This window comes from Parafrankia sp. Ea1.12 (assembly GCF_900465275.1).
Lineage (GTDB): Bacteria > Actinomycetota > Actinomycetes > Frankiales > Frankiaceae > Parafrankia > Parafrankia soli.
The window spans coordinates 1-11,691 of record NZ_UBIZ01000081.1 but is presented as its reverse complement, the minus strand read 5'-3'; the positions used below and the strand labels follow the sequence as shown (position 1 = coordinate 11,691).

Below are 11,691 nucleotides of genomic sequence, written 5' to 3'. Positions count from 1 at the left end.
CCAGCCACGACGACTACGCCGACTCCGTCCTGGCCGACGGCTCACCGACCGGAACCGCCGAAGCCGCACTCGACCTCGCCGCCGGCCTCTACCTACCCGCCACCACCCATCACCGACGAACTAACGGAGACGACCACTAGTCCCACCGCGGCTTGGGCTGGGTACGGCGCAGCACCGCGACCTCGTGCCGCAACACGAGCAGCTCGATGTCCTTCGACGCCGACGAACGACCGAAGAGGACCAGCCAGCCGCACACCCGAACGAAGATCAGATAGAGCAGGCGGATGGACATAGCTGACCATCATGCCGGCAGCCCGCTCCGCCGCATCATCCCAGGTCACAGGCCCAAGCCGACTTCTGGCACCCCACAGGGTCCTGATCGGCGCGACGGAGCCCTTCCCGATGCTCCGATGGCCGATCTGGTGCTGCACATCCACCGCGAGCTGATCCACCATCTCTCCGAGGTCTGCCTGCTGCGCGACCTCCGCCTACGCACGAAGCCCGCCCATTCGTCAGCCCCGCGAGCGGATCATGGAACGTCTTCTCCCCGAGATCTCGACCAGTGTCATGGCCCGGCCGCGCGAACCGGCGCATCCGAGTCTGCCCTGCCACGGGTGCGGTTCGTCACCAGACCGGTGAACATGCGGAAATTGGGTTGCTGTCCGGAAAATTGGGCAGGCACCCATACGACTGGATAGTGCGTCATGAGCTGGAAGCAACGATGTGACGATTTTCGAGGCTCTGACCACGGGCCTGAACGACACTGATCGAAACCTGACTCTCGACGTGATCCGGCAGAGTTTCGACGATGGCCAGGCAGCCGCGCGGCAAGGACGTCCACACCGCAACGTCGAGGAGATCACCCGGCGGCGCCGGTCCGCCCAGTCCTCCCGGCCGACGGTCGTCGGCGACGGCACGGAGGTGGCACGGTGCGGTGCCTGATGCGGCTGACGGACGGTTTGCGGCAGCTGGTGTAGGCCACGAGCCACCGGCTTTTGCCGCGGAGCAGAATCGTGCGGTTAGTGCGGTTAGGCTTGCGAGGTGGACAATGCGTCGGCGCCGGAAGGGACCGGGCCGGCACGTGACGCGGGCTCCGACCAGGCCGCCTCGGTGTTGCTCCGCGCCGAGCCGGAGGAGCCCTTCGACCGGCTGACCCGCCTGGCGGCAGTCATGCTCGGCGCCCCGTTCGCCTTCGTCATGGCGATGGACGACGGGCGTTCCTACTGGAAGTCCCGTGCGGGTACGGCGGCGGGCGACCTCACCGGTCGGCAGATCGCAGCGGCAGACAGCCTCTGCCGCCTGGCGATCGGCACGGGTCGGCCGCTGGTCGTGCCCGACGCCGGCCGCGACGATCGCGTCCGGGGTGATTCGTTCGTCCAGTCGGCCGGTATCAGGGCATGGGCCAGCTTCCCGCTCAGCGATCCGAGCGGCCGCACGCTCGGTGCCTTCGGGGCGGCCGACGTCCGCCCCCGGCTCTGGACGGCCCGCGACCTCGAACTGCTGGAGACCCTCGCCCAGGCCGTTTCGAGCGAGATCGCGCTGCGTCACGTGGCGGCGGCAGCGACCGCCCTGGCCCGGACTCTCCAGCAGAGTCTCCTCCCCCCGGAGGTTCCGGAGATCCCCGGCCTGGAGGTCTCGGCCCGCTACCGCCCGGCGGGCGAAGGCGCCGAGGTCCTGGGCGATTTCTTCGACGTTTTCCAGACCGGTCGTACCAGTTTCGGCGTGGTTCTGGGCGATGTTGCCGGCAAGGGTGTCGAGGCGGCCAAGGTGACCGCGCTGGCGCACTACACCATCCGGGCGGCGGCGAGTCGCACCCGTGATCCGGCCGCCATTCTGAACCAGCTCAACCGGGCACTACTCACCCAGCATCCCGACAGTGAGCGGTTCCTCACCGTCGCATACATGGCCGTGGACCGGTCCCGGCGAAATCGGACCCTGGCCCTCTGTTCAGCCGGGCACACTCCGGTTCTGCTCCGCGGGCGCGACGGCACGGTGACCCCCATCGGCTCCCACGGCCTGGTGCTCGGCGTCTTCGAGGACCCGGAGCTCACCACCAGCCGGCCGAGATTCGGTCCCGGTGACACCATCCTGCTCTACACGGACGGCGTCACCGAGGCCCGCCGTGGGAACGACCAGTACGGCGATGATCGGCTGCGGACGCTGCTCGCGGCCACTGATCCGGCCGCCGGCCGACTCACCGCGACGATCGAGGCGGCGGTGCTTGATTTTGCCGACGGGCCGCCCCAGGACGATATTGCCATCCTCGCAATCCACTTCCCGGATATCTCGTCCGTGGCGATGAAAACGGTCCGTTCGAGGCTGCGGGCCCGGCGGTGACCACGGCGGCCGTTCACGCGCCGTGGCACGCCGACCGGGTGAAGGGCCCCGGCCAGGGCGGCGGACGACGGGCCGCCGAAAGTGTCCAGACTCGACAGCGAGTGGTGCCGGCCGGTTCCCCGGTTGCTTTCGATATTCCTGAAGACTATAAGTGGGTTAACACTCGACAAGGTTGAGTGTCAACCTCCGGCGCGACGGGTGCCCGGGTCATGACCCGATCATCATGTTCGTTTTGGGCCCCGCTGGCGGCCGGCACTCCTCCACACGGCTCAAGCCTGGGAGGAATCAGCTCGTGCCCCTGCGTTATGGCTTCCTCAGCACCTATCCGCCCACCCAGTGCGGTCTCGCGACCTTCGCTGCCGCCCTGTTCGACGAGCTGAACAGTCCAACGCCCGGTGCGTCCAGTGGGGTGGTGCGCCTCCTGGACGCCACCGACCGAGCCGGTGCCACAGCCGAGCCGGCCGCACCGCTAACCCGACCACCGGGTCGATCCGGTCGGACCAGCCGGCCGGTTCTGGTCGGAGATCTCGTCGCCGGCACGCCGGGCGGTCCGCGTGCGGCGGCACGGCTGCTGAACGGCTTCGACGTCGCCGTGGTGCAGCACGAGTACGGCGTGTACGGAGGTCCGGACGGCGACGAGGTGCTCGCGGTGCTCGACGCTCTCGACGTTCCGGTTATCGTTGTCCTGCACACCGTGCTGGTGAAACCGACCCCGCACCAGCGGCACGTCCTGGAGTCCGTGGTCGCGTCGGCGGACGCGTTGGTCGTGATGACCGAGACCGCGCGGGTCCGGCTCGTCGAGGGTTTCCAGGTCCATCCACGACGGGTGGTGGTCATCCCGCACGGCGCGGCGGACAACCGCCGGGCGCCCAAGGAGCACAGCGGCGGGCCGATCATCCTCACCTGGGGTCTGATCGGGCCCGGGAAGGGCATCGAGTGGGGCATCGCCGCGATGGCGGACCTCGCCGACCTCGATCCCGCCCCGCACTACGTCATCGCGGGCCAGACCCATCCGAAGGTCCTCGCCAGGGAGGGCGAGGCGTACCGGGAGGGGCTGGCCGCCCGGATCCGCGGCCTCGGCCTGACCGGCTCGGTCAGCTTCGATGATCGCTACCTGGATCCGGTGTCCCTCGCGGGGCTCGTGCGCCGGGCCGACGTCGTCCTGTTGCCGTACGACTCGGTCGACCAGGTGACCTCCGGTGTCCTCATCGAGGCGGTCGCCGCGCTGCGGCCGATCGTCGCCACCCGGTTCCCGCACGCGGTCGAGCTCCTCGGCGACGGCAGCGGACTGCTCGTGCCGCACCGGGACCCGGCGGCCATCGCTGCCGCGGTGCGCCGCATAACGACAGACGAGACGGTGAGCGCCGGCCTGGCCAGCGCCGCAGCCGCGCAGGCCCCCGACCTGCTGTGGCCGGCGGTCGCCGGCCGCTACCGGCGGCTGGCCGCCGGACTGGTCGCCCGCACCGGGAGCCGGCTGTCGACCGCGCCCGTGCCGGTGGCCCGGTGAGCTCCGCGATCTCGTTCGATCACCTGTTCCGGCTCACCGACGGCATCGGACTGTTCGAGCACGCCCTCGGTTCGGTGCCACGCCGGGAGCACGGCTACTGCGTGGACGACGTCGCGCGCGGCCTGGTCGTCCTCACCCGCGAGCCGTCGCCCGGGGTGGACCTGGTGCGGCTGTTGGAGCGCTACCTCGCCTTCGTGCTGGCCGCGCAGGCGGTGGACGGCGCCGTCCGCAACCGGCGGGACAGCGACGGGCGGTGGCGGGACGATCCCGGCCTCGGTGACTGCTGGGGCCGGGCGCTGTGGGGGCTGGGCACCGCGGCCGCCTCCGCGCCGACGCGGCGATTGCGGGCCTCGGCGCGGGCCGGCTTCCTAGCCAGTGCGGGGCGCCGCTCGCCCTGGCCGCGGGCCATGACGTTCGCGGCGCTCGGTGCCGGAGAGGTGCTGCTCGCCCATCCGGACGACGAGCCGGCGCGCGCGCTGCTCACCGCCGCCGTCGAGGTGATCGGACCGGTCGGCGCCAACCCGGGCTGGCCGTGGCCGGAGCCCACCCTGCGCTACGCCAACGGGGCCGTCCCGGAGGCACTGATCCTCGCCGGCATGTGCCTGCCCGACAAGGTGGTGCTCGCGGACGGTCTGCGGCTGTTGGCGTGGCTGCTCCAGGTGGAGACCCGTGACGGGAACCTGTCACCGACCCCGGTCGGCGGTCGCCGGCCGGGGGGAGATCCCGGGCCCGGTTTCGACCAGCAGCCCATCGAGGCCGCGGCGATCGCGGACGCCTGCGCCCGCGCCCACGCGGCGACCGGACGGAAAAGGTGGCTGACCGGCCTCGGCCGCGCCCACGGGTGGTTCCTCGGGGACAACGACAGCTCGATGGCGTTACTCAACCCCGACACCGGCGGCTGTTACGACGGCCTCGAGCCCGGCGGCCGCAACCTCAACCAGGGCGCCGAATCGACGCTCGCCCTGCTCTCCACGACCCAGCATGCCCGCCGCCTCCTGGCATCGACGCCTTGATCGGCAGCACCCGGACCACAGCTGCCGGGTCGGCCCGGAACGACCTGGTCACGCGGCACCCGCTGGGGCTCTCCCCGAACAGCGACCGGGTCATCGCGAAGCTCTTCCTGCCCGGTGAGGAGGGCAGCCAGCCGCACTCCCGGGCCGCCGGCATCGTGGCCCGGGCGCTCGCCCTGCCCGAGCGGGAGGTCGACAGCCTGGTCGCCGACCTCCTCGAACGGTTCGAGCCGCGCCACCGGGATTACCGGGGCATCCTCGCGCGGCACGCCGCGGTGGTGGCTCCCCGGGTGCTGGTACCCACGGAGCTCTCCGCGGCGCGCACCCTACTGCTCGGCGCGTGCTTCACCGCCGAGTACGCGGTGGAGGGCGCGGCCGTCACCAACCCCTCGGCGGTGCCGCACCCCGACCAGACCGGGCTGCCGTCCGGCACGCTGCGACTGGCGTTGAGCCTGCGCGCCGTCGGGGAGGGCCATCTGTCCTCGATCGGCTTCGCCGTCGCAGTGATCGGTCCGGGCCCGGCGGTGCGCCTGGAGCCGCGGACCGGCCCACTCACCACCGGCGTCGCCGTACCCGTCGAGTGGGAGGCCGCCCGGCTGCGCGCCGTGCTCACCGAACACGGGCTCGACGACGAGGTCACCCGTGCCGTCCTCCAGAGCCTGGACCCACGGCGGCCCGGCAGTGAACCCGACCCCGATCTCTCCCGTGCCTTCGCCGCGGTTCCCCCCGACCTGCTCCGCCGCCCCCAGGCACCCGGGATCCTCGCCGGGATCCGCTCGATCGCCGGATCATTGCGGCGGGTCGAGTTCCCACCCGACAGCGCCCTGCCACAACGGGTGCTGTGGCCCACCGTCACCAGCGAGAGCAACGGCATGGAGGACGCGCGATTCGTCCGGTTCACCGCGCCGGACGGGACCGCGGACTACCGGGCCACCTACACCGCCTTCGACGGCACGGACATCTCCCCGCGCCTACTCACCAGCCCCGACCTGCGGGCCTTCACCACCGCACCGCTCACCGGCCCGGCCGCCCGTAACAAGGGCATGGCGCTGTTCCCCCGGCTGGTCGACGGTCGCCACCTCGCGCTCTGTCGCTCCGACGGCGAGTCCACCGGCCTGACCGCATCGGACGACGGCCAGGTGTGGGGGCCGGCGCGTCCGCTCCACGGACCACGGGTCGCCTTCGAACTGCTCCAGGTGGGCAACTGCGGCTCCCCGGTCGAGACGTCCGCGGGCTGGCTCACGCTCACCCACGGCGTCGGGCCGATGCGGACGTACACCATCGGCGCGATCCTGCTTGATCTCGAGGACCCGGGAAGGGTGGTCGCGGCGCTGCCCGAACCACTGCTCGCCCCGACCGGGCAGGAGAGCGCGGGCTATGTCCCCAACGTCGTCTACTCCTGCGGCAGCCTGATCCACCACGGTCTGCTGTGGCTGCCGTACGGGATCGGCGACACCCGGATCGGGATGGCCAGCGTGCCCGTCGACCGGCTCCTCGCACGCATGGTTCCCGCCGGGTGACCAGCCCGCGGGGGCGGCGGGATCAGAAGACAGGGTCGGCGAGAACGCTCGCGTAGACGGCGAGATAGTCGGCGACCATGCGCGCGGTGGAGAACCTCCGCCGTGCCATGGCCCGGCAGGCGGCGCGGTCAAGGGCTGCGGCGCGATCCACGGCAACCGCCGCGGCCACCGGCCCGTCCACCAGGAAGCCGGTCACCCCCTCGTCGACCACCTCCGGCATCGCTCCGCGTGGGTAGGCGACGACCGGCGTGCCGCAGGCCATCGCCTCGACGACGGCCAGCCCGAACGGCTCATCGAACGCGATCGGATGCAACAGCGCCGCGGCTGAGCCCAGGACCTCGGCCCGCTGGGCCGGTCCTACCGAGCCGAGGTAACGGACCCGGTCCCCGTCGACGTGCGGGAGCACCTGCTCGGCGAAGTACCGCTCGTCCTGGACGATTCCGCAGATCACCAGGCGCCGCCCCGCGTGGCGGGCGATATCGACGGCGACCGCGGTGCCCTTGTCGGGATGGACCCGGCCGAGCACGACCAGGTCGTCTCCGCCCGCTGCCGAGAACGGGAGCTCGTCCAGGTCGACGCCGTGGTGAACAGTCGAGACGTACTTCAGCTCGGGGCTGCGGTCGGCGTCCGAGATCGACACGTATGCCGAGGCCGCCCGCGCGTAGGCGGGGACGATCCGCGGATCGGAGAAACCGTGGATCGTCGTGACCATGGGGGCCTGGAAGCTCGGCGCGAACGCGAGGGGCAGCCAGTCGAGATGGTTGTGCACGAGGTCGAACTCGCTGGAGCGGGCCAGCGCGTGGGCCACGTGGAGGGCCTCCCATACCCGGCCGTCGAGGGACGGGTCCTCGGCGTACCCGTGCGGGCACACGCCGTCCAGCTCGCCGCCCGTCACCGAATCCAGCGTCGCGAACAGCGTCACGTCCACCCCGTGCCCGAGCAGGCCCTCCGCGATGGTGCTGGCGACCTGCTCCCAGGGGCCGTAGTGCCGGGGCGGAGTGCGCCACGCGACCGGCGCGAGTATCGCGATCCTCACGGCGCTCCGGACCGGGCGCCGAGCGGCACGGCGCCCGCGTGGCGCAGGATCTGGCCGGACGGCCCGGACAGTCCGCCGGCCGCGGCCATCCGGAGGACATCGGCTGCCACGTCCGCGGCCGTGTCGGGCGGGATCACGAGGAGAAAGAACCTGGGGCGGTTGCCGCCGTCCAGGGTGACCGTGTGCGGATCGAGGGTGCGGAACCAGCTGATCCGCACCGGTGGGCGGGTCGACTGGGGGAACCGGCGGGGGATACCGGTCCAGATGTCACCGTTGACCGACAGTCGACTGATCGGGTGACCGGCGGCGGACAGCGCCGCGACGAGCGCTGGAGCCTCACGGTCCAGCCGCCGGCCGTGTGGCCACCAGACTCCGTCAAAGGAACCGCGGCCGCCGGCGGGAGCGAGGGAAAGCCGTAGCCCACGGTCACCGGTGGGAGCTTCGGGACAGGCGTCCGCCGAGGCCACGCGAAGCCGGGTTGGTGCGCCGCCGTCGTCGTCAAAACGCGCGAAATCGGCACGATCGAGGAAAGAAATCATCTGGCCTGCCGCCATGACGGCCACCTAACCCCGGCGATGAAGACGCCGGCCGGCCACGACCGGTGACGACATCGCTCGAGCGGCGACATTCGTAAATGACCGGCCTGATCTCGACCGTACCACGGCAACGCAGATCCGCACATTTGATCGACTCGGTCGAGATGCCGGGTCCGAGAAATCGTGAGGACGACGCCGAGAGTCGACTCCGCACCGACGAAATCGGCTCGCCGGAAGGAGCTCGGCGGTCTGTTTTCGGACACGGTGGCCGACAGTCAGCAAAGCCCGCATCGACGTGTGGGTGCCGGAAACTGGGGTCGGGTCATGCGGTCTGCCGGTATTCGTGGATGAGCCCGCCGAGTCGATCATGTCGGACGGCCGAGGTGTCGGGTTCGGGCGGTGGGCTGGTGCCGGTGCTGAGCGGTGCCTGTTGTTGGAGTGACCGGTGGGGTCGGTGGTGGTTGTAGTGGTCGACGTAGTCGGTGAGGACGGCGGTGGTGTGTCGTTCGCCGAGGATGAGGAGGTGGTCGAGGCATTCGCGGCGGACGGTGCCGACCCGGCGTTCCGCGAAAGCGTTCGCGACCGGGGTCCGTACGGGTGTCCGCACGATATCGATGTTGTCGGTGGTGAAGACGGTGTCGAAGGCGGCGGTGAACGTCGTGTCGCGGTCACGGATGAGGAACCGGAACCGTTCCGCCCACTCGCCTGTGGTCATGGGCAGGTTGCGGGCTTGCTGCGTGACCCGGCTGTTCGTCGGGTGGCGGGTCACACCGGCGAGATGCACCCGGCGGGATTCGACTTCGATGAAGAACAGCACGTACAGCTTGCTCAGCAGGACGGTGTCGACGGTGAAGAAGTCACAGGCGAGGATGGGCGTGGGCTTGGGTGTGCAGGAACTGTCGCCAGGTGGGGCCGGAGCGGCGGGGTGCGGGATCGACGTGGGCGGAGCGCAGGATCGTCCAGACGGTACTGGCGCCTACCTGATAGCCGAGTTGGACGAGTTCGCCGTGGATGCGGCGGTAGCCCCAGCGGGGGTTCTCCTTGGCGAGGCGGAGGATCAGCTGGCGGATCTCCGTTCAGGGCGGACCAGCAGGATCGGCGATGAGGCGCGCGGGGGCAGCCGTGCCAGCCCGGCGAGGGTCGCGCGGTCGGCCCAGCAGAACCGGGGCCGGGACACCTGGCGGCGTAGCACGGTGAGTTCGTGGCGGAGCACAAGGATCTCGGCGTCTTTCGTCGCCGAGCTGCGGGCCACCAGCCCCAGCCAGCCGACCAGCCGACAGAAGACGAGGTAGATCAGCCGAACCGCCATGGCCAGGATCATCCACACGGTGGTGTCCCGGTCAACAGCACCTGATGGCCGGCAGAGCACGGCTGGACGACAGGCAGAGGTACAGGTGTCCGATCGCCTTCGACGGAAGGCCTATCGATCATCGGGTGGGATCGTCGAGTGAGCCAAAACCCCTGCTCAGGGCTCACGGACGAGTTTCAGGCACCCACACGCACCTCGGACGTCTCCGGGTCGATGACCATCGCGGACACCGACGTCACCGAGGCTCAGTTCGAGGTGCAGATGGTCTCGGTGGCCAGCGACGAGGACCGCCGCGACAACCAGTTCCGTGGCCGGATCATGGATGTCGAGACCTATCCGACGTCCCAGTTCACGCTGACCGAACCGATCGACCTGGGCTCCGTGCCGCCCGGCGAGGAGACCCGCACGTACAAGGCCACCGGGACACTGACGATGCACCGCACCCCGCACCCCGTCACGATGGATCTGCAGGCCCGCCGCTCCGGCGACCAGATCCAGGTCGTCGGCCAGATCCCGGTGACCTTCGCCGACTACAACATCCCGAACCCCAGCATCCCGGGAATCTCGACCGAGGACAACGGGATCATGGAAGTCTCCCTGCGGTTCGCGCGCGACAAACCGACCGAATAGTTCTCCCAGCCGCACGCCCCCGCCGTCCTCGCCGCCCGGGCGGCGGCGCTGCCGGTCAGTTGCGTTGCGCGGAGGGACAGCACGGCGAAGCCAGCCGATCTGTGTGCAGACCGTGTCTGGCCGGATATGGTCTGAGTAGTTCCCCTTGCGCCTCTACTCGCCGCTTTAGGATGCCGTGTCCGATCAGAGCCCGCACTACCCGCCCTCGGTGCCACTCGTCGTTGATGCCCTCGGACGGGTGATGCCCGCCGACATCGACACCACCAAGCCGAGCGTCGCCCGCGTCTACGACGCCCTGCTCGGAGGCAAGGACAACTTCCCCGCGGACCGGGCCATCGCCGACACGCTGATGGCGCTCACCCCGAACGGGGCGCAGGTGCCGCTCTACAACCGGGCGGTGCTCGGCCGAGGCGTGCGCCACATGACGAACGCGGGTATCCGACAGTTCGTCGACCTCGGGGCCGGGCTGCCGACGGTGCAGAACACCCATCAGGTGGCGCAGGCGATCGCCCCGGAGTCCACGGTGGTCTACGTCGACAACGATCCGATCGTCCTGGCGCACGGTCGGGCGCTGCTGGCGGAGAACGACCGGACCACGGTCATCACTGCCGACATGCGGGAGCCGGATTCCGTGCTCGCCGATCCGGATCTTCTGGCCCTGATCGATTTCGACCAGCCGGTCGGGCTTCTGCTGGTGGCGATCATCCACCACCTCAACGATGACGAGGACCCGGGTGGCCTGGTCCGGCGGTACGTCGACGTCCTGCCCCCGGGCAGCTACGTCTTCCTCACCCACTTCGTCGACGGCGGGGCCGAGACCGCGGAGATCGAGAAGGTCATGCTCGGAGACCTCGGCACGGGCCGCTTCCGCTCCTTCGAGGAGATCAGGACGTATTTCGACGGCTTGGAGCTGCTGGAGCCGGGTGTCGTGTACAACCCGTTGTGGCGGCCCGACCCCGGCGACGACGTGCCGAACCCGCTCACCCTCGCCGCTAAGATCATCGGTGCGGGGATGGGACGCAAGGCCTGACAGGGGCGACCGACCGGACCTGGTGTTCGTGCGGATAGCAGGCTGGTCGAGACAGGCCGTCGTGGCTCTGTTCACGAGAGCTCACAGTCAGAGCCTGTGGGGTGCCCGAACTCGGTCACCGGTGGTGACCTGGGGTTTTAGGCGGCTCGTTCGTATTCGTTGATCAGGCCGCCGAGGACGGGTTGGCGCTTGACGCTCCTTCGTCAGGTCGGCGACGGGATGGTCGGGCCGGGGCGGTTGAAGGGCGCGGCTGCGGTGGGGTCGCCGTCCGTTGTAGAGGGCGGCGTACTCGGCCAGAACGGTGCGCAGATGCCGTTCGTCGAAGATCAGCATCCGGTCGGTGACTTCGGTCCGGACTGTGCGGACGAACCGTTCGGTGTAGGCGTTCGCCCGGGGCGTTCGGGGTGGGATCTTGACGGTGGTGATGCCGGCGTCGGCGAGGACCGCGTCGAAGGAGGCGGTGAACTGGCCGGCGCGGTCACGAACCAGAAACTGGAAGTCGGCCATCCGGTCGCCGAGGTCCATGAGGAGGTTGCGGATCTGCTGGGTGGTCCACGGTCCGTCCGGGTGAGCGGCGACCCCGAGGATGTGGAGGGTGCGGGAGCCGACCTCTATGACGAAGAAGCAGTACAGACGCCGCAGCGTCACCGCGCAGTCGTCAGGTAGCGGGGGCGCGTTGCTGCGCCCCCGCCCCTTCAGAACCCGGCGTGCCACTCGTCGCGGCACCGGGCTCAAGCGGCCCGCGTGGGCGGGCAGGCCCTACAGATCGCTGTCCG

At 70.3% G+C, this 11,691-nt stretch carries 13 protein-coding genes and 2 pseudogenes; 8 read left to right on the top strand and 7 right to left on the bottom strand.

The features are described from left to right. Window positions 1-136: 136 nt before the first annotated feature. Window positions 137-292, bottom strand: coding sequence for a hypothetical protein (locus FMEAI12_RS01060; RefSeq protein WP_235013564.1), 156 nt, complete (start codon window positions 290-292; stop codon window positions 137-139). 109 nt (window positions 293-401) lie between these two features. Here FMEAI12_RS01060 and FMEAI12_RS39620 point away from each other — a divergent pair. The 6 genes and pseudogenes from FMEAI12_RS39620 to FMEAI12_RS01030 all read left to right on the top strand — a co-directional run. Beyond that, window positions 402-497, top strand: a pseudogene (locus FMEAI12_RS39620) (DinB family protein); the annotation flags it as partial. A gap of 226 nt (window positions 498-723) precedes the next feature. Further along, a complete protein-coding gene (locus tag FMEAI12_RS01050; RefSeq protein ID WP_112104655.1) occupies window positions 724-942 on the top strand; it encodes a hypothetical protein in 219 nt (72 codons plus the stop codon). 99 nt (window positions 943-1,041) lie between these two features. Continuing rightward, window positions 1,042-2,337 carry a PP2C family protein-serine/threonine phosphatase gene (locus FMEAI12_RS01045; protein WP_112104654.1) on the top strand — a complete coding sequence of 432 codons (1,296 nt, stop codon included), beginning with the start codon at window positions 1,042-1,044 and terminating at the stop codon, window positions 2,335-2,337. A gap of 292 nt (window positions 2,338-2,629) precedes the next feature. After that, on the top strand, window positions 2,630-3,844 hold the full coding sequence (locus FMEAI12_RS01040) for a glycosyltransferase (protein WP_112104653.1): 1,215 nt from the start codon (window positions 2,630-2,632) through the stop codon (window positions 3,842-3,844). Further along, window positions 3,841-4,857: a glycosyltransferase gene (locus FMEAI12_RS01035; RefSeq protein ID WP_112104658.1), complete on the top strand. Its 1,017-nt coding sequence runs from the start codon at window positions 3,841-3,843 to the stop codon at window positions 4,855-4,857. The genes FMEAI12_RS01040 and FMEAI12_RS01035 overlap by 4 nt, the downstream gene beginning before the upstream one ends. Then, on the top strand, window positions 4,854-6,374 hold the full coding sequence (locus tag FMEAI12_RS01030; protein WP_235013563.1) for a glycoside hydrolase family 130 protein: 1,521 nt from the start codon (window positions 4,854-4,856) through the stop codon (window positions 6,372-6,374). Before FMEAI12_RS01035 ends, FMEAI12_RS01030 begins: the two co-directional genes overlap by 4 nt. Before the next feature lie 22 nt (window positions 6,375-6,396). On the opposite strand, the gene FMEAI12_RS01025 is transcribed toward FMEAI12_RS01030, so the two are convergent. From FMEAI12_RS01025 to FMEAI12_RS36910, 5 genes are all read right to left on the bottom strand, one after another. Then, a complete protein-coding gene (locus FMEAI12_RS01025; protein ID WP_071059648.1) occupies window positions 6,397-7,410 on the bottom strand; it encodes a glycosyltransferase family 4 protein in 1,014 nt (337 codons plus the stop codon). Next, window positions 7,407-7,964, bottom strand: coding sequence for a DUF5994 family protein (locus tag FMEAI12_RS01020; RefSeq protein WP_112104656.1), 558 nt, complete (start codon window positions 7,962-7,964; stop codon window positions 7,407-7,409). The genes FMEAI12_RS01025 and FMEAI12_RS01020 overlap by 4 nt, the downstream gene beginning before the upstream one ends. Before the next feature lie 304 nt (window positions 7,965-8,268). Beyond that, on the bottom strand, window positions 8,269-8,763 hold the full coding sequence (locus FMEAI12_RS36915; RefSeq protein ID WP_235013562.1) for a transposase: 495 nt from the start codon (window positions 8,761-8,763) through the stop codon (window positions 8,269-8,271). Window positions 8,764-8,803: 40 nt separating this feature from the next. Continuing rightward, window positions 8,804-8,959: a hypothetical protein gene (locus FMEAI12_RS39615; protein ID WP_368672041.1), complete on the bottom strand. Its 156-nt coding sequence runs from the start codon at window positions 8,957-8,959 to the stop codon at window positions 8,804-8,806. 44 nt (window positions 8,960-9,003) lie between these two features. After that, window positions 9,004-9,255, bottom strand: coding sequence for a hypothetical protein (locus FMEAI12_RS36910; protein ID WP_165938856.1), 252 nt, complete (start codon window positions 9,253-9,255; stop codon window positions 9,004-9,006). Between the two features lie 138 nt (window positions 9,256-9,393). On the opposite strand from FMEAI12_RS36910, the gene FMEAI12_RS01010 reads away from it, so the two are divergent. Next, window positions 9,394-9,885 (top strand): YceI family protein, encoded by a 492-nt coding sequence (locus FMEAI12_RS01010; protein ID WP_255565639.1) that lies wholly within the window; start codon window positions 9,394-9,396, stop codon window positions 9,883-9,885. Window positions 9,886-10,060: 175 nt separating this feature from the next. Next, entirely contained in the window at window positions 10,061-10,915 is an 855-nt protein-coding gene (locus tag FMEAI12_RS01005) for an SAM-dependent methyltransferase (protein ID WP_112104652.1), read from the top strand. A gap of 137 nt (window positions 10,916-11,052) precedes the next feature. Here the strand turns inward: FMEAI12_RS01005 and FMEAI12_RS01000 are convergent. After that, a pseudogene (locus tag FMEAI12_RS01000) lies at window positions 11,053-11,572 on the bottom strand (integrase core domain-containing protein); the annotation flags it as partial. Between the last annotated feature and the right edge of the window lie 119 nt (window positions 11,573-11,691).